The organism is Mesorhizobium sp. M0522 (genome assembly GCF_040321085.1).
In the GTDB taxonomy this organism is placed as follows: domain Bacteria; phylum Pseudomonadota; class Alphaproteobacteria; order Rhizobiales; family Rhizobiaceae; genus Mesorhizobium.
Map to the genome: position 1 here is coordinate 206760 of NZ_JAMYQW010000005.1, position 16143 is coordinate 222902.

Below are 16143 nucleotides of genomic sequence, written 5' to 3' on the forward strand. Positions count from 1 at the left end.
GTCATGGCATCGCTTTCGAGCATCTCCGACACCGATCTGGACAAACAGGTCGCGGCCCTGACCAGGGAACTGGCCACCTTGAAGAAAGCCGTGTTAAAGCGGGGCGGCGCCTTTTACGAAGACGGGCGCGATACCGCGTCGGATTATTATTCGGATATCACTGAGCGCCTCGGCGACGCCTTGCCGGCAATCAGAAGGCAAGGCCGGGCGATCGAGAAGACCGCCCGAGATCACCCGGCGACGGCGGCCGCTGTCGGGCTGGTTCTGGTCGGGCTCGTCGCCAGTCTGTTCCTCGGCGGCCGGCAGCAACAAGCACCGCGAGCGCGTTCAAGATCGGCACGTTGAGATAAGCAAATGGCGGTGGTCAGCGGACCGCCGCCATTTTTCGCCGACACGGAAAGCCCGGCAAGCGCGCCGCCCTTGATCAAGCACCAGAACGCCTGATTGCGGGTTGTTCGCCCGAGGGTGTTTTCAGTACTTCTTCGCGACGACCTTCTTGTGATGGTGGCGGTAGTGGTGGACGCGGTGATGGTAGTGATGGCGGTGATGCTTCTTGACGGTGGTGTGCATCGTCGTTGCATTCGCGCTGCTTGCGCCGATGATCGGCATCGAGAGGGCAAGTGCGATTGCAAGTCCAAGGGCGGAGAGAAGAGTCTTCTTCATGACATCGTTTCCTTTTTGCGCAGGCGGAATTTGAGCGTCACTGATTCAGGTCGGTGACTCGAGCGCTGCGGTTGGGACTATCGGCTTGGAGTTTTTCGGCAGTTTTTCCGGCCTGTAGAATTTTGTTTCCGAACTGTGTCTGCTGACGATCCGGCCAGATGTCGGCGCGCCGGCATCCGCCATCCATTCCGGCGTCGGTTCACGATGCCGTGACGCTATCTTTGATGCTTGGCAAATCACCGGCGAGCGGGCATTCTCCCGATCGTCTCAGGCAACAACATGATTTGATCTAACTCTTTCATCCCACGGAGTTGCCAATGCCCCAAATAGCAAAACGCGAACCTTACTCCGAACTGGCGGCGAGCGCGGTTACGCCTGAACGCAGTGCCGTCCGAACCGCCCGGGAAGCCCGTGGATACAGCATCGAAGAGCTGTCCCTGGCGTGCGGGCTGGCAGCCTATGAGATTGCCGACATTGAAAGCGGCAAGGATGCCGATCCCTCGAAACGTCGGCGTATTGCCTCCGCGCTTCAACTTCCGGAAAGCGCTCTGTTTGACGAAGCCGTGTTGCCTGCCAAAAGGCGATCCGTGTCGTAGCGACGTGTCATGCTTTTATTCCACGAGCTCGCCATGGGTCGCCCTGGCGGGCTTCGTTTTTTCGGCCACGTAGTGGACTTGCCGGCCGCCACGGCGACGCCAGACGGAAATTGCCGGAGATGAGCCTCGAATCCGTTCGCGCCTTTTTCGCCGCACACGCGCCCGAAATTGATGTCATCGTCACGGAGGCAAGCTCGGCGACGGTGCCTCTGGCCGCCGAAGCGCATGGCGTAGCGCCGGCGCAGATTGCCAAGACGATCTGCTTGCGCGCCGGCGACCAGACGATGCTGATCGTGGCCAGCGGGATCTCCAGGCTGGACAATCGCAAATTCAAGGACCGGTTTGGTGGCAAGGCGCGAATGCTGGACGCCGAGCAGGTGCTCGCCGCGACCGATCATCCCGTCGGTGGGGTGTGCCCGTTCGGCCTACCGGCGCCGCTCCCGGTCTACTGCGACATCTCGCTGCGCGCCTTTGACGAGGTCGTCCCGGCGGCAGGCGCGACGAATGCCGCCGTGCGGCTCAGCCCGCAACGCCTGGCCGAACTCGTCGACGCCGAGTGGGTGGATGTGTGCCAGTAGCCATTTATCCGGGTCGTGGGATCCGCTGAGCGTTACCGCTACTCGGTCTTCTGTGGCTCTTCTTTCTTGATCGTCTGAGCGTCCGTGACAGTCGACATATCGGCCTTCTCGACGCTTGCTGTCTTCGTCTGCGTGTCGACCGATGCCTGGACCTTGGAATGCGCGGGGCAATCCGCAGAGGCAGCTGATATGGACATGGTCAGTGCCGCGGCTATTGCGAGGAATGTCTTCATGATCATTCTCCTCTTTCGTTCGATGGGTAAAGTTAGCCCGTCTGGCACCGACCGCAAAATCACATTTGTTCACACGCGCTCTTGCGCACACGGAAGCCGACGCTGGGCCAGTAATTCAAATGGTTGCGCGGATAGCCGCTTGCCGTATCAAAGCCCACTGGCTCCGGCCGGAGGATTTTTGGCGTTAAAGATCTCGCCGCTCAGAGCCAGTCTCAAATCTTCGGCGCTGAGCTGACCACTTTCAAATAAATCCATCACCCTGCGGCCGAGCAGTTCTCTGCCTGGATCTCCATCAGCGAGGCCTAGTTCACGGCATCGGGCATCAAGTGCCTTGGTCAACATGGTCAGATCGGCACGACAGGCAACCCCTTGAAGCGACATTGCATCTCTCCCGGAAAGGGCGAAAGCGCGTGGCATCTTCGAAGCGTCCGCTCGCCCTTACAACTGCGGACGACGGCAATTCAACTAGAGCCAACCTTTTTCGAACTCAACATTCAAACGTACCAAAACGCCGCGCGCTCCAATGGGAGGATCCTGCTACAATACGGTATGGCCGTCCGAATAGCGGTTGTCCTCGCGCTTCTTTTCGCCTTCGCCTACGGTTTCGCAAAACTCGCGGAACATTATGGCAGCGTTGGCGACAGGCCCTCTCCGTGTGAAGAATTGCCCTATCCTGATTGTCCTGACCAAAAAGCTCCTCCCCGGGAAGAAACTGAGCCTTGAGCGCGCGCCTGTTCAGGCCAGGCCAGCCGTCGGGATTGAATTAGTTCTTTCCAACCGACGGTTGGTGGACGCATTGCAGCTGATGCGCCTAGGGTTCACTACGATCCGCGCGCACCGGGCATGCCCAACCCCCGAGTCACCCCTGCCTGATGCAAGGCGCCTGATCGAGTCCCGCCGTTCTGGCATGTGCGGCGGGACCTTTTCTTATTGAAGCTGGAATACGGGCTCACGATAAAGGTTGGCGTACGCAGCAAAGCTTACCTAGCCATTACCGCGCGGTTTCTCGGTGGGCTTCTGGCTAGACGCCAGCCTCCGTGCCTCGCGCACGAGTGATGCGTGATCGATTCCTCGATGAGATCACGCGCCTGCGTATGTTGCGCTGGCTGCAGTGCGGCTATTGTCTGTACAGCCAGTTTGGGGGAAAACTGGCTAAGCCTTTGGATTTTAATGGTCGGAGTGGCCGGATTCGAACCGACGACCCCTTGACCCCCAGTCAAGTGCGCTACCGGGCTGCGCTACACTCCGGACCGGTCGCGATGTATCGTGATAGACCGGGTCCGGTCAACCGAATTCGGTTGCTGTCCTGCCTGAAGCAACCGCGACGGGGATTGCCGGTCGCTGCGCCGCCCGCAGCTGCCACTGGTGGCGGTATTCGAGCGCGATGGCACCCCAGATCAAGCCAAGCAGCAGGTAGACATGGCGCCAGTGGTCGATGTCGATGAAGGTGCCGAGCCCGATATTGCCGATGAAGGCGACGTAGGCGCATAGAAGATAAGGCTGCCACGGCCGGTCGCGCAGCAGAATGCGGAAGCCGGCGGCGATCGTCCAGCACGTCAGCGTCAGGAACGACACGAAGCCGAGCCAGCCGTAATCCATCAGCATCTTCAGCCAGATGTCGTGCGTGTCCTCGCCGAACATCTTGCCGAAGACGAGCGGGCCGATGCCGAACGGATGCTCCAGTGCCATCTGAAAGCCGATCGTATAGCGGGCGAAGCGGCCGAGCCGGGCGGTGTCGTAGCTTTGTTCGAGCTGTGCGCGGTTCGAGAACATCTCGGCGACGCCTGGCAGTTGCAGGATGACGATCATTGCGATGACCAGCAGTCCGACGGCGGCGATGGTCATGACGACGACGCGCAGCTTGAACTTGCCGCTGGCGCTCTGCAGGAACAAGGCACCGGTCAGCAGGATCGCCGAAACGGCGAACATGCCCCAGGCGCCGCGCGAAAAGGAAAAGAAGATGCCGGCGGTGATTATCAGCAACGGCACCGCCAATAGCGGCATGCGTGCGACCGAGCCGGTAAGCAGCAGGTAGAGCAGGTAGATGCCGGGCAGCACCAGGAACGGACCGAACACGTTCGGGTCCTGGAAGGCGCCGGCGGCACGGTCGTATTTGGTGAAGATCTCCGCTCCTGGAAAGGCATGGAAATAGCCGGCTATGCCGACCAGCGAAGTCAGCACTGCCGACACCACATAGGCGACGAAGATCACCCGGTAGAGACTGGGCTGGACGGCCGTCATCGAGGCGAAGAACACTGCGGTCAAGGCAAGGAACAGCGAGACTGCGAGATAGAGCGGCGTGCTGGCAAGGTCCGACATCTGCGTCATCGAGATCATGCCGCCGATATTCATGATCACCAGCAGCACCAGCAGCGGCACCGCCGCGCGGTGGATGCGCAGGCCGAACAAGGGCCACACCACGATCAGTCCGATCATATAGAGGTCGTATGGCGCCGGCTCGGCGATGACGAAACCGGACAGGAAGACGCCGAGGAAAACCGCCCCCGACACAATCAGTGCGATCAGCTTGGCGTTGACCGCCGCCGCCGGCAATTCGTAGGCCGTCGCGATCAATACGCGTTTTCCGTATTGAGCAGGCGGATCGGCGTCAGGAACAGGATTCTGAGGTCGAACAAGAGCGACCAGTTCTCGATGTAATAGAGGTCGTATTCCGTCCGCATGCGAATCTTCTCGTTGGTGTCCATCTCGCCGCGCCAGCCATTGATCTGCGCCCAGCCGGTCACACCGGGTTTGACCTTGTGGCGGGCGAAATAGCCGTCGACCACTTCATTGTAGAGGAGGTTGTGCGACTGCGCGGCAATGGCGTGCGGGCGCGGCCCGACCAGCGACAGCGAACCGAACAGCGAATTGAAGAACTGCGGCAGTTCGTCGATCGAGGTCTTGCGGATGAAGCGGCCGACGCGGGTGACGCGCGGATCGTTCTTGGTCACGGTCTGCTTCGCCGTCGGGTCCGCCTTGTCGGTATACATCGAACGGAACTTGTAGACGTCGATAATCTCGTTGTTGAAGCCGTGCCGCTTCTGATGGAACAGCACCGGCCCCTTGCTGTCGAGTTTGATCGCGATTGCGGTCGCCAGCATCACCGGCGAGAACACGATGATGCCGATGATCGAAAAGACAATGTCGAAGGCGCGCTTGGCGACCGAATCCCAGTCGTTGATCGGCTTGTCGAAGATATCGAGCATCGGCACCGAGCCGATGTAGGAATAGGCGCGCGGCCTGAACTGCAGCGCGTTCGAATGCGCCGATAGCCGGATGTCGACCGGCAGCACCCACAGCTTCTTCAATAACTGCAGCACGCGCGATTCGGCGGTCAGCGGCAGCGATACGATCAGCATGTCGATGCGCGCGATGCGGGCAAATTCGATGAGTTCGGAAATTGTACCGAGCTTGGGATAACCGGCGACAACCGGCGGCGACCGCTTGTCGCCGCGGTCGTCGAAGATGCCGCAGATGCGGATGTCGTTGTAGGGCTGCCTTTCGACCGAGCGGATCAGTACCTCCGCCGCCTTGCCGCCACCGACGATGACGGCGCGGCGCTCCATCCGCCCGTCGCGCGCCCAGCGCCGGATCAGCTTCGACATCACCAGCCGGAGACCCAGGATCAGCACGAAGCCAATAACGAACCACGTGCCGAAGAGCAGGCGCGAATAGTCTTCCGACATTTTCATGGTGAAGGCGGTGAGCGCCATCAAGGCGAAGGTTCCAGCCCAGACCAGCAGGAGGCGGCCGAAATTGGCGATCGGCCGCATCAGCGCGACAATCTGGTAGCAGTCGGTGACGTCGAACAGAACGACCGCGAGGAACGAGGTGGCGGCGATCGTCAGCGAGTATTGCCAGGCAAGATAGTTGAAAAAGCCGACATAATAGAAATAGACGGCAAGACCTGACACCAGCAGCAGCGCGAATTCCACCATGCGCAGGACGCCGCTCACCATGATCGGCGACATCGTATCGCGCCGGTATTGCGAGGCGACCTGGCGGGCAACATCGTTCATGCCGCCGGCCGTATTGTTCTCGGCAGGGGCGTCGAATTTGCGCACCGCGTCTAGCGAAAAACGGCGCGCGGGGTCGATTTCGTTCATGGGGCGTCCGCAGGTTTCCCTCAGGTGAATAGCAAAAGAGAGCTAAGAAACCCTTGAAACAACACATGGCTTTGGAGACGCTTTCACCAGGAGCAGCCCGGTGGAAAACCCGTTGCTCTATTTTTTGAGCGCGGCGAAATAAGCCTTTTCGATTTCGGCGGCCATTACATCGGCGCCGAAGCGTGCCTTGAGGTCGGCGAGGCCGGGCATCAGGCCTTTGTAGGTGTCGAGATCGGCCAATGCGGCGCTTATCTTGTCGCCAAGTTCGCGCGGGTCGGGCCGGATCAGGGCAGGCGAGCCGGTGTCGAAGATTTCCGGTATGCCGCCGACCGCCGTCGCGATGATCGGCTTGCCGGCGGCGAGCGCTTCCAGAACTATATAGGGCATGGCTTCCGCGCGCGAGGGAACGACGACCAGTTCGGCCAGCGTGAAGGCGAGCCTGGCCGGCATCGGCGCCAGGAAACCGACGTCGAGGCCGAGCTGATTTACCTGGGCGCGATAGCGCGGCAGGTCGTCGCCGTCGCCGACCATCAGCGCTTTCAATGGGCGGCCGAGCCGTGTCGCGGCTAGCCCCAGCGCATCGATGAAGATGTCCGGGCCTTTGAGGTCTCGCATCATGCCGATATAGAGGAGGTCAACCGCATTGTGCTCGGTCCGCACCGGCTCGAACTCGGCGGCCCGCAGGCCGTTGTGGACGAGAGCGTTCGGAATGGGCGGTTCGCCGACCTTCCTGCGATAAGTCCGCCGCTCATAATCGGAAACAAACAGCAGGCAATCGGTGAAGCGAGCCATGAAGCGCTCGAGCGCGAAGAACAGCTTCCCCATGGCGGTGGTCTCGTCATAGTGAAGCGAGCCGCCATGCGGCGAATAAAGGCGGGCTACGCGAGACCTGGATACCCGCAACAATGAGCCGAACAGACGGGCATAGGCGCCACCTTTGGCGCCATGCCCGTGCAGCACGTCCGGCCGCAATTCTTTTATGATCCTATAGGTGCACCGGGCCGAGGCGAGATCGCCTGGCCCGACATGCCGCTGCATCGGGGTGCGGTGAATGCCGAGCGCCAGGCTGCCTTTCATCTGTTCGAACAGCCGTTCCTCGAAATCGCCGCCCGTCGTCGAATCGCAGACGATGCCGACGGCATGGCCGGCGGCGACCTGAGCCTCGGTCAGGTCGCGCACATGCCGGAAGATGCCTCCGACCGGTGAGCGAAAGCAGTGGACGATCCTGAGTGTGTCCGCCACTTTGTCAGCACATCAAAACAGGCGTTCGCGAACATAGACTGTATCGCCGGGCAATAGCGGGTCGGAGGTCACCACGCGTCCGGTTATCACCTTGCCGTTGATGTCGCGGGTAATGTCGACGCTTTCCTGGTTGGCGCGTGGCGTGAACCCGCCGGCGATGGCGACGGCTTTCTGCACGGTCAGGCCTGGAACGTAGGAATACTGCCCCGCCGCACCCACTTCACCCATGACGAAGATCGGCCGGTAGCGATCGATTTCGACCGAAACATCGGGATCCCGCAAATAACCCTGGCGCAGTTTCTCGGCGATCTCGCTTTCAAGCTGTTGGGCGGTGTGGCCGCGCGCCGGCACGTTGCCGACGAGCGGCAGCGAGAGATAGCCGGACTGGTCGACGCTGTAGGTATTGGTCAGTCCTTCCTGCTCGAACACGGTTACGCGGACGCGGTCGCCGGCGCCGAGGCGATAGGGCTGGTCGAGAACTTCATGGAATGCGGCCGGCGTCGGCCGGTAGCTGGAGCAGCCCGAAAGCATCGATACGGCAAGCAGCGCGCGGAAAAGGGGAGCAGTGCTTTTCATGAGCGGACACGTACCTTTGAATAGCCGGCGACTCTGCGGCAAACCTTAACGATCGAGCTCGGTTATCATCCTGTTAGGGTTAATGGCCGGTAAAGGCGCGCGGCCGATGCGGGCCGGATCGACAAATGCAGATGGTTTTCAGCCTCTTGTTTGCGGCTTGTTAGTAGAGCCTAACAGGTTCTTACCGCGATATTAACGGCTGAGTTACCATAGTTGTTTACGGTGCATGCTGACTCAGTACCGGAGCAGGGATGCATGTCCGTTCAATCCGCGGCCGCAGATGTCGACGTCGATCTCAGGCAGCTTTTCGCCAGCCTGGCGCGAAACTGGTTGCGCATCCTTGTCGTCGCACTGGTTGTAACCGGCCTGGCCTTTGCGCTCGCCTGGCTTGCAACGCCCGAATACAAGGCGGCAGCCAAGCTGGAGATCGGGCCTCGAGAATCGGAGTTCACGCGGCCAGCCGGGGCCAACGGCAACGAGCGGTCGATTCCCGACGAAGAGGCTGTGGCCACCGAGGTCCAGATCATCTCGTCCCCCGACATCCTCAAGCAGGTGGCGGCGAAGCTCAACCTGGCGAAATTGCCCGAATTCGACGAGGCGCTGAAGATGTCGGCGCTGAGCCGCGCCCTTGTCCTTGTTGGCTTGAAAAGCGATCCGTTCGAGATTCCGCTGGAAGAGCGCGTGCTGGACGCAATGCATGAGAAGCTCAACGTCTATGGCGTTGAAAAAACCCGCGCGATCGCAATCGAGTTCTCGTCAGAGGATCCAAAGCTTGCCGCCGCGATCCCGAACGCCATTGCAAACGCCTATATCGCCTCCAAGGGCAATGCCAAGCTCGAATCGAATTCCGCCGCCACCGACTTTCTGGCGCCGGAAATCGCGGATCTGCAGAACCGGGTGAAGGAGGCGGAAGCCAAGGTTGCCGCATTCCGTGCGCAGTCCGATCTTTTGATGGGCGGCAACAATTCGGTGCTTGCCACCCAGCAGCTGTCCGAATTGTCGAGCGAACTGTCACGCGTGCGCGCCAATCGCGCTTCGGCGGAAGCGACCGCTGACAGCGTGCGCAGGGCGTTGCGCAATGGCGGCTCGCTGGATGCCGTTCCGGAGGTGTTGTCTTCCGAACTGATCCAGCGCCTGCGCGAGCGGCAAGTCGAACTCAAGAACAACATCGCCGACCTTTCCACCACCTTGCTCGACAACCATCCGCGCATCCGCGCGCTGAAGTCGCAGCTCGCGGATCTCGACCGCCAGATCCGCAACGAAGCGGAAAAGATCATGAAAGGTCTGATGGCGCAGGCCGAGACGGCGAAGGCGCGAGAGGCTCAACTCGTGGCAGACGTCAACACGCTGAAGGCGGCGTCCGCCCGCGCCGGCGAAGAGCAGGTGGAACTCGATGCGCTGCAGCGTGATGCCGCGACCAAGCGTCAGCAGCTCGATCTCTATTCATCCAGCTATCTCCAGGCGGCCGCACGCAAGGATCGCAACTATCTGCCCGTCGACGCTCGCGTATTTTCGGAGGCCCAGGTGCCGGCCGAACCTTATTTCCCCAAGATTGGTCCGATTGTCAGTGCGGCCTTTGTCGGCTCGTTGCTCATCATGGCGATCGTCACGCTGCTGCAGGAACTGTTTTCCGGCCGCGCCATGCGTCCGGCCGCCGGTGCCCATTTCGAGCGCATCGAGCAGGTTGCGATGCCGGCTGTCCAGGCCGAACGCGTGATGGCCGAGCCCGACCCGTCGGTTGGCCGGTCCGAACCGGCAGTCGTCGAGATCGATGAGGCCGACGACGACAATATCATTGAAAGCAAAGTGGAGCCGGAACCCGTCGCGGTGGCGGAAGCGGCTGCCGAGAAAATCGAACCGGAGTACTCTGAAATGGCCGCTGGAGACATTGAACCGGCACGTTCTATCCTCGGCGAGGTCGACATCGACAAGGCCGCGGAAAAACTGATCGCCACCGGTGCCGCCCGCGCCATATTCGTGTCGCCAGAAGGCGACGAGGCGGCCGCCTCGGCGGTGTTGGTGGCGCGCGCAGTCTCCGACGCCGGGCTACGCGTGCTGCTGCTTGATCTCACCGCTTCGGGTGCCGCCTCGCGGCCGATGCTGGACAGCGGGCTGTTTCCGGGCATCACCGATCTGCTCGCCTCGCAAGCGCAGTTCAGCGATGTGATCCACCCCGATCTCTATTCGGACTGCCACGTTATTCCCGTCGGCACAGCCGATCCGGTCCGCGCCATGCGCGCCGCCGACCGGCTGCCGATCATCATGCAGTCGCTGACCACCGCCTATGATTTGGTCGTGGTCGAATGCGGACCGGCCGACGCGCAAGGCATCAGCCGCCTGGTGGGCGAGGGGACCGAGGTCTTGCTCTCCATGCTTGAGCCGGACGACGAGGTGACGCAGGCCGCGGTCGCGCTCATCGAGAGTGGCTATCCCGACCTGACGCTGGTCACGCCCATCGGCCATGTGGCGCCGGGCCCAATGCCGGGACGGCGCTCGGCCGCCTGAGGCAGTTTTCTCTCAAATCGAAATCAGCTGTCGTCTTCGCCTGCGGCCGGTGCTGTCCGCCCCACGGCTTTGCGGCGCAGCAGCTTGGTCAGCTTCCAGACCATTGGGCTGTGCTTGATGAATGCCTTCAGGCTTGCGCCGTGCCTGAGCGCAAGCGCCAGCGCACGACCTTTCAGCGTCAGCGGAACCAGCACCTCGAAATGCTGCGTTTCGACATCGCACCACAATCGCTTGTAGGGTTCGTCGCCGACCGAGAAATCATAGATTTCGAAACCCGCCTCGCAGGCTTCCAGGATGTTCTCGAAGAACAGGAAGTCGCCCGGGCTGGTGTGTGCGAGGTCGTCCTCGGCGATCGCCCCGAATTCGCAGATCAGCCGCTTCCCCGTGCGGCTCGATCCGGTGACTGCACGAAGTTTCCCGGCGACTTCCAGCCCATGCAGGACGAAGGACGGATATTCCTCTTGAAGCGCGTCGGCAAACAGCGAGCGGAAAAAAGCGCGCACCTCCGCCTCACCGAAAACATTGGCGATGCCCATCTTGCGGAAGCGGAATTCCTTCATCTCGAAAAAGGCATCGAGCAGCATGTGCACCTCGTCCGCAGTCCTCGCCTCGATGCGACGATAGCTGCCAACGGCCTCGAACTTGCGCGCCTGCGAGCGATGCTTCTTGCGCCTGCGCTTGCCGCTCACGCGGGTGAGCAGTGCGTCAAATCCTCCCACAAGACCGGCGGCCAGCGACAGATTGGGGCTCGAAAAATGCGGCAAGGCGGAGAGCGGGTTGGCAACGCCGTCGAGATCGGGCAGCAGCCGCTCCAGCGCAACAAGATCGATGTCGCGCCGCGTCTTGGCAATCGCAGCCAGCATCGAGCGGATCGCCGCGCTATCGGCATTCGACAGCCATTGCGGGTCGGCGGCGGCAAAATTGCCGTTTGCATGGCGGCCGCCCATGAACCGGGCGACGCGGAACGCTCCACTGCGAGTGACCTCCAGCGCCAGTGAGAAAACCGGCCTGTCCTCGGCGCGCAGCGTCGCAACGACAACGTCGGCGCCGGTATGTGCGGCCCAGTTCAGGATCCAGCCTGCGCTTTGCGCAGGGGCAAAAAGCGCCGAATGGCAGAATTCTGCGTACGCCGCCAACGCCGCACTATCGGCGACCGAGGTTGACAGGCCGGCTTTGCCGGCCGGCAAGGCACACGGCGACGCCTCGCTGCTTGCCAGCTGATTGCCGTCAAATGACGCGGTGGCGTCAACCATACCTCAATCCTTAGGGCGTATTCGTCGCGATTGGGGGTCCGCGCAGGCGCATTCCATGCTTGATGAGCTTAGGCGCAAAAGGTGAATGAATGATCGACGGGGGCGAGGCAATCCGCAAACTGGCGCTCAATCTCGCCCGCTATTCCGGTCTCGCTCCGCTGGCCAAGCCGTTTATCGGCGGTCTCGGCGCTATCCTGATGCTGCATCGGGTAACCGCGACACCGGAAAAGCCGAACGGCGTCAACCGCCACTTGAACATCGCGCCTGGGTTTCTCGACACCGTGATCGCCGACATGAAGGCGAACGGCTACAGTTTCGTCACGCTTGACGAGGCGATCGAGCGCATCAAGGCTGGCGACAAGGACGGCCAGTTTGCGACGATCACCGCCGACGACGCCTATCGAGACAACATGACCGAGGCGCTGCCGGTGCTGGAGAAACACGGCGCGCCGATCACCATCTACGTCGCGCCGGGACTGATCGACGGCGCTGCCGATTTGTGGTGGGACGTGGTCGAGGACATCGTCAATGCGCGCGATCGCCTGACGCTGACGACGCCGGATGGCCCGGTGACAATCGACTGCTCGAGTCCGGGAAAAAAGGTCCAGGCCAATGCGCGCCTGCACGCTCATCTGACGCTGAAGGTGCGCGAGCAGGACCAGCGTGCGGTGTTGCGGGATCTGGCGCGCTCGAACGGCATCGAGTTGGGTGCTCCGCGCCCGAGCACGCTGATGAACTGGGACGAGATCCGCACCATGGCCGAGCACCCGCTGGTGACGATCGGCGCACATAGCGTCAATCACTGCAATCTGAAGCGGCTTTCCGAGAGCGATGCGCGACATGAGATCGGCGACGTCAAGCGCATATTGCAGGCCAAACTCGGCGAGGAGCCGCGCCATTTCGCCTATCCCTACGGTTATGCCAGTGCCGTCGGCCGCCGCGAAGTAGGCCTAGTCCGCGATGCCGGCTATGCCTCGGCGGTGACGACCCGCCACGGCATACTCCGCGCCGAGCATGCCGGCTTCCTGCACGCCCTGCCGCGCATTTCGGTCAATGGCCGCTATCAGAGCGTCGCCCACATCCGAACAATGTTGTCGGGCGTGACGACGCCGCTGGCCAATGCCGGCAAGACGGTGGTGACGATCTAACTGTTGCCTCGCCCCTTCGGCCGCGGCTCCAGGATCAGCCATTTGATGATGCCCATCGCCGGCAGCACCCACAAAAGCCCGCTGAGCAGGAAGAAGATGAAGTGCGCCAGCGGCCCGGACTGCGACAATTGGGCGACCGCCACGATCGAGGCGACCAGCGCATAGACTATGACCAGCACTACCAGCAGGAAGCTTCCGATCAGCTTTTTCAGGCGAATGGGCATGGCGCGATCTCGTTGAAGCTATCGCTTAGGCCGAACAGCCAATACGCGCAACCCGCCAGAAACGGCGCGACGGCGTGCCGCGCTGTCCGGTCTTGCAAGCCGGGTTGCGATGGTTCACCAATCCGCGACTTCAACTGCCGGGACAAATCCATGGCTGCTGCCATATCCGATGCCGCGCCTTTCGCCGCCCGCGATCGCGACCTTCGCAACCGCGCGCTGGTGCGCGGTTGGCTCTATGTCGTGCTCCTGGTGCTGTTTGCGCTGGTACTGGTCGGCGGCGCTACAAGGCTCACCAATTCCGGCCTGTCGATCACCGAATGGCAGCCGATACACGGCGTCATCCCGCCGCTCAATGATGCCGAGTGGCAGGAGGAGTTCCTGCGCTACCAGCAGATCCCGCAATATGCCGAACTCAACAACGGCATGAGCATCGAGGCGTTCAAGTCGATCTTCTGGTGGGAATGGGTGCACCGCATCCTGGCGCGTAGTGTCGGCGTGGTCTTCGCCCTGCCGCTGCTGTTCTTCTGGGCGACGCGCCGCATCGAGCGCGGGCTCGGAACGAAATTGTCGGGCATCCTCCTTCTCGGCGCCCTGCAGGGCGCGATAGGCTGGTGGATGGTGGCGTCCGGGTTGGTCGACCGGGTTTCGGTCAGCCAATACCGGCTGGCGACGCATCTGACGCTGGCGGCGCTGATATTCACGGCGACCATGGTGGTCGCGCGCGGATTGGCCCCACACTCCGAACCGGCCGCCGACCGCTCAACGCAACGCCTGGCCGGCTTGCTGGTGCTGCTGGCGCTGGTCCAGATCTATCTCGGCGGGCTGGTCGCAGGGCTAGACGCCGGCTTGAGCTACAACACCTGGCCGCTGATGGACGGCAAGCTGGTTCCCGGCGACCTGCTGCTGCTGGAGCCGGCATGGCGCAATTTCTTCGAAAACCCGAAGACGGTGCAATTCGTCCACCGGGTCGGCGCCTACACGATCTTCGCGGCCGCGCTCTGGCACATGATTGCGACACGCCGGCGCCTGCCGGGCACGACGCATGCCCGACGCGCGACGCTGCTGTTCCTGATTGTCGTGGTGCAGGCATCGATCGGCATCGGCACGCTATTGATGCATGTGCCACTGCACATGGCCCTGACGCATCAAGCATTCGCGCTGTTTCTGCTCGGCTTCGCCGCCGCGCATTGGCGCGGTACCAAGGGCGCTTACCCGCTGCCCCACGAGATCGCTCTCAGAGGCTGAGCCGCACCCGCCGGATTGCCGCGGCAATCGCCAGTTCGCGGTTTTCGTCGACCGCATTCCGATCTTCATGGTGCCATGCAGCCGACAGGCAGCCATAGGCGATGGCGTGGTCCAGTATCGCGGGCGGCGACTGGCCGAGCGTTGCGGCAAAGACATGCGCCATATGCGCGATCCGCCGCGGATCGAGGCAAAGATCGTCTCGGTCGAGTGGGTTGTAGAACACATTGGCGGCATCGAAGCCGGGGTCGCCGAGAACGCCCTTCGGATCGATCGCCAGCCAGCCGCGCGGACCGTGCATGATGTTGTCGTGATGCAGGTCGCCATGCAGCGGCCGTACGTCGTGCGGATTGGACAACAGCCGTTCCGCGATTTCGGCAGCTTCGACATACAGGCTCTTTTCGCCGGCGGCGCGATCGGCCTTCGCCTTTTTGAACAGGCTGGAAAACCGGGTCCGCAACGGCTGAAGGTCCGGCGGGGCAGCGTGCTTCGACGGCGAGAACAGCTTGGCCATTACCTCCGCCGCGATCGCGGTGGCGACATTGTCGCCCTGATCCGCAATCATCTGTGACAGCGAGGTTTCGCCGGCATACTCGAGCAGCATGCGGTGGCCATCGCGGCCCAGCAGCCGCACCGCGCCTTCGCCGCGTCGCCAGGCGAGGAAATGCTCGCCGCGCAACTCGTCCTCGACATCGTCGAAAGGCTTTAGATCCTTGACGATTGCCGGTGAGCCGTCTTCGCGCGCGACCTTCCAGATGCGGCTGCTGAACGTTTCGGCGATGAGTTCGGGCGCGCCGACCTTCCAGCGCTTTGGAAATGCCGGCACATCCATTCAGAGGCCGAGCATCAGATCCATGTTCTGCACGGCGGCGCCCGAGGCGCCCTTGCCGAGATTGTCATAGACCGCAAGCAGCAGCGCCTGCGCTCGATCGTCATTGGCGAAGACATAGAGCTTCATCCGGTTGGTGCCATTATAGATCTCCGGATCGATGTCAGGCATGCGTTCCTGATGCAGATACGGCGCCACCTCGACCGCGCCGCCATCGAGGGAAGCGAAATGATCGGCGATCGCCGCGTGAAGCTCGGCGCCGGTCGGCACATGGTCGAGGCCGCCGAGTTGCAGCGGCACCACCGTGATCATGCCTTGCGCGAAATTGCCGACTGCCGGCTGCATAATCGGATCGTGCGAAAGCCTAGCATACGTCCTGAGCTCCGGCACGTGCTTGTGCTGCAGCGTCAGTCCGTAGGGCAGGAATTCCGGTGCATCCTCGCCCTTGGCGACATAATCCTCGATCATTGGCCGGCCGCCGCCGGAATAGCCGGAAATGCCGTTGACGGTGACCGGAAAATCGGCCGGCAGCAGCCCCGCCGCAACCAGCGGCCGCAGCGTCGCGATTGGTCCTTGCGGCCAGCAGCCCGGATTGGCGACGCGCTTCGCCGAAGCGATCTTCTTCGCCTGGTCCTTGTCCATTTCGGCGAAGCCATATTCCCACCCATCGGCGACACGATGCGCCGTCGAGGCGTCGATCACTTTGGTGGTGTCATTGGCGATCAGCGAAACGCTTTCCTTGGCGGCTGCGTCCGGCAGACAGAGGATCGCGACATCCGCAGCATTGAGGAACTCGGCGCGCGCTGCCGTTTCCTTGCGGCGCTCGGTCGGGATGGAGATGATTTCCAGGTCGCCACGCTCGGCAAGCAGCGCCCTTATCTGCAGACCGGTGGTGCCGTGCTCGCCGTCGATGAAGATTTTCGGTTTCATTGCTTGCCAAAATTCCTG

The 16143-nt window shown here is 62.0% G+C and carries 17 protein-coding genes and 1 tRNA gene; 6 read left to right on the top strand and 12 right to left on the bottom strand.

Annotation, left to right across the window (positions count from 1 at the left end; translation table 11 throughout):
• Positions 1-3 precede the first annotated feature (3 nt).
• The gene (locus NKI58_RS09325; RefSeq protein ID WP_023674512.1) at positions 4-345 is read left to right on the top strand and encodes a hypothetical protein; all 342 of its coding nucleotides are present in this window, start codon (positions 4-6) and stop codon (positions 343-345) included.
• 126 nt (positions 346-471) lie between these two features.
• Here NKI58_RS09325 and NKI58_RS09330 read toward each other — a convergent pair whose 3' ends face one another.
• Positions 472-663: a hypothetical protein gene (locus NKI58_RS09330; protein ID WP_352590567.1), complete on the bottom strand. Its 192-nt coding sequence runs from the start codon at positions 661-663 to the stop codon at positions 472-474.
• Between the two features lie 317 nt (positions 664-980).
• Between NKI58_RS09330 and NKI58_RS09335 the strand changes: the two genes are divergently transcribed.
• Both NKI58_RS09335 and NKI58_RS09340 read left to right on the top strand, forming a co-directional pair.
• Positions 981-1259 carry a helix-turn-helix domain-containing protein gene (locus tag NKI58_RS09335; RefSeq protein ID WP_023674515.1) on the top strand — a complete coding sequence of 93 codons (279 nt, stop codon included), beginning with the start codon at positions 981-983 and terminating at the stop codon, positions 1257-1259.
• Positions 1260-1378: 119 nt separating this feature from the next.
• Positions 1379-1837 (top strand): YbaK/EbsC family protein, encoded by a 459-nt coding sequence (locus NKI58_RS09340; protein WP_352456594.1) that lies wholly within the window; start codon positions 1379-1381, stop codon positions 1835-1837.
• Positions 1838-1875: 38 nt separating this feature from the next.
• On the opposite strand, the gene NKI58_RS09345 is transcribed toward NKI58_RS09340, so the two are convergent.
• From NKI58_RS09345 to NKI58_RS09375, 7 genes are all read right to left on the bottom strand, one after another.
• Positions 1876-2070, bottom strand: coding sequence for a hypothetical protein (locus tag NKI58_RS09345; RefSeq protein ID WP_023674517.1), 195 nt, complete (start codon positions 2068-2070; stop codon positions 1876-1878).
• 147 nt (positions 2071-2217) lie between these two features.
• A complete protein-coding gene (locus NKI58_RS09350; protein ID WP_352786414.1) occupies positions 2218-2451 on the bottom strand; it encodes a hypothetical protein in 234 nt (77 codons plus the stop codon).
• 790 nt (positions 2452-3241) lie between these two features.
• A tRNA-Pro gene (locus NKI58_RS09355) sits at positions 3242-3318 on the bottom strand.
• Positions 3319-3354: 36 nt separating this feature from the next.
• Positions 3355-4644: an O-antigen ligase family protein gene (locus NKI58_RS09360; RefSeq protein ID WP_352786416.1), complete on the bottom strand. Its 1290-nt coding sequence runs from the start codon at positions 4642-4644 to the stop codon at positions 3355-3357.
• Positions 4641-6176 (bottom strand): undecaprenyl-phosphate glucose phosphotransferase, encoded by a 1536-nt coding sequence (locus NKI58_RS09365; protein WP_352571457.1) that lies wholly within the window; start codon positions 6174-6176, stop codon positions 4641-4643. Before NKI58_RS09365 ends, NKI58_RS09360 begins: the two co-directional genes overlap by 4 nt.
• A gap of 117 nt (positions 6177-6293) precedes the next feature.
• Positions 6294-7418: a glycosyltransferase family 4 protein gene (locus NKI58_RS09370; RefSeq protein ID WP_352571456.1), complete on the bottom strand. Its 1125-nt coding sequence runs from the start codon at positions 7416-7418 to the stop codon at positions 6294-6296.
• A 12-nt stretch (positions 7419-7430) separates the two neighbouring features.
• Entirely contained in the window at positions 7431-7994 is a 564-nt protein-coding gene (locus NKI58_RS09375; protein ID WP_023674625.1) for a polysaccharide biosynthesis/export family protein, read from the bottom strand.
• A 255-nt stretch (positions 7995-8249) separates the two neighbouring features.
• On the opposite strand from NKI58_RS09375, the gene NKI58_RS09380 reads away from it, so the two are divergent.
• Positions 8250-10499, top strand: a complete 2250-nt coding sequence (locus tag NKI58_RS09380) for a GumC family protein (protein WP_023674626.1) — start codon at positions 8250-8252, stop codon at positions 10497-10499.
• Positions 10500-10522: 23 nt separating this feature from the next.
• On the opposite strand, the gene NKI58_RS09385 is transcribed toward NKI58_RS09380, so the two are convergent.
• Positions 10523-11752 carry a GNAT family N-acetyltransferase gene (locus NKI58_RS09385; protein WP_352456599.1) on the bottom strand — a complete coding sequence of 410 codons (1230 nt, stop codon included), beginning with the start codon at positions 11750-11752 and terminating at the stop codon, positions 10523-10525.
• An 89-nt stretch (positions 11753-11841) separates the two neighbouring features.
• Between NKI58_RS09385 and NKI58_RS09390 the strand changes: the two genes are divergently transcribed.
• Positions 11842-12900: a polysaccharide deacetylase family protein gene (locus NKI58_RS09390; protein ID WP_352456600.1), complete on the top strand. Its 1059-nt coding sequence runs from the start codon at positions 11842-11844 to the stop codon at positions 12898-12900.
• Here the strand turns inward: NKI58_RS09390 and NKI58_RS09395 are convergent.
• Entirely contained in the window at positions 12897-13124 is a 228-nt protein-coding gene (locus NKI58_RS09395; RefSeq protein WP_023674629.1) for a DUF2842 domain-containing protein, read from the bottom strand. The two genes, NKI58_RS09390 and NKI58_RS09395, sit on opposite strands and share 4 nt — an antisense overlap.
• Positions 13125-13274: 150 nt before the next feature.
• Between NKI58_RS09395 and NKI58_RS09400 the strand changes: the two genes are divergently transcribed.
• Positions 13275-14369 carry a COX15/CtaA family protein gene (locus tag NKI58_RS09400; protein ID WP_352456601.1) on the top strand — a complete coding sequence of 365 codons (1095 nt, stop codon included), beginning with the start codon at positions 13275-13277 and terminating at the stop codon, positions 14367-14369.
• Here NKI58_RS09400 and NKI58_RS09405 read toward each other — a convergent pair.
• Positions 14359-15198 carry an aminoglycoside phosphotransferase family protein gene (locus tag NKI58_RS09405; RefSeq protein WP_352826935.1) on the bottom strand — a complete coding sequence of 280 codons (840 nt, stop codon included), beginning with the start codon at positions 15196-15198 and terminating at the stop codon, positions 14359-14361. The genes NKI58_RS09400 and NKI58_RS09405 overlap by 11 nt on opposite strands.
• The gene (gene argC, locus NKI58_RS09410) at positions 15199-16125 is read right to left on the bottom strand and encodes an N-acetyl-gamma-glutamyl-phosphate reductase (protein WP_352456603.1); all 927 of its coding nucleotides are present in this window, start codon (positions 16123-16125) and stop codon (positions 15199-15201) included.
• Positions 16126-16143 lie beyond the last annotated feature (18 nt).

Excerpts from the sequence above, each read along its gene's own strand:
- NKI58_RS09325 (WP_023674512.1), top strand. The coding sequence starts at position 4 with ATGGCATCGCTTTCGAGCATCTCCGACACCGATCTGGACAAACAGGTC.
- NKI58_RS09330 (WP_352590567.1), bottom strand. The coding sequence starts at position 663 with ATGAAGAAGACTCTTCTCTCCGCCCTTGGACTTGCAATCGCACTTGCC.
- NKI58_RS09335 (WP_023674515.1), top strand. The coding sequence starts at position 981 with ATGCCCCAAATAGCAAAACGCGAACCTTACTCCGAACTGGCGGCGAGC.
- NKI58_RS09340 (WP_352456594.1), top strand. The coding sequence starts at position 1,379 with ATGAGCCTCGAATCCGTTCGCGCCTTTTTCGCCGCACACGCGCCCGAA.
- NKI58_RS09345 (WP_023674517.1), bottom strand. The coding sequence starts at position 2,070 with ATGAAGACATTCCTCGCAATAGCCGCGGCACTGACCATGTCCATATCA.
- NKI58_RS09350 (WP_352786414.1), bottom strand. The coding sequence starts at position 2,451 with ATGTCGCTTCAAGGGGTTGCCTGTCGTGCCGATCTGACCATGTTGACC.
- NKI58_RS09365 (WP_352571457.1), bottom strand. The coding sequence starts at position 6,176 with ATGAACGAAATCGACCCCGCGCGCCGTTTTTCGCTAGACGCGGTGCGC.
- NKI58_RS09375 (WP_023674625.1), bottom strand. The coding sequence starts at position 7,994 with ATGAAAAGCACTGCTCCCCTTTTCCGCGCGCTGCTTGCCGTATCGATG.
- NKI58_RS09380 (WP_023674626.1), top strand. The coding sequence starts at position 8,250 with ATGTCCGTTCAATCCGCGGCCGCAGATGTCGACGTCGATCTCAGGCAG.
- NKI58_RS09385 (WP_352456599.1), bottom strand. The coding sequence starts at position 11,752 with ATGGTTGACGCCACCGCGTCATTTGACGGCAATCAGCTGGCAAGCAGC.
- NKI58_RS09390 (WP_352456600.1), top strand. The coding sequence starts at position 11,842 with ATGATCGACGGGGGCGAGGCAATCCGCAAACTGGCGCTCAATCTCGCC.
- NKI58_RS09395 (WP_023674629.1), bottom strand. The coding sequence starts at position 13,124 with ATGCCCATTCGCCTGAAAAAGCTGATCGGAAGCTTCCTGCTGGTAGTG.
- NKI58_RS09400 (WP_352456601.1), top strand. The coding sequence starts at position 13,275 with ATGGCTGCTGCCATATCCGATGCCGCGCCTTTCGCCGCCCGCGATCGC.
- NKI58_RS09405 (WP_352826935.1), bottom strand. The coding sequence starts at position 15,198 with ATGGATGTGCCGGCATTTCCAAAGCGCTGGAAGGTCGGCGCGCCCGAA.
- argC (WP_352456603.1), bottom strand. The coding sequence starts at position 16,125 with ATGAAACCGAAAATCTTCATCGACGGCGAGCACGGCACCACCGGTCTG.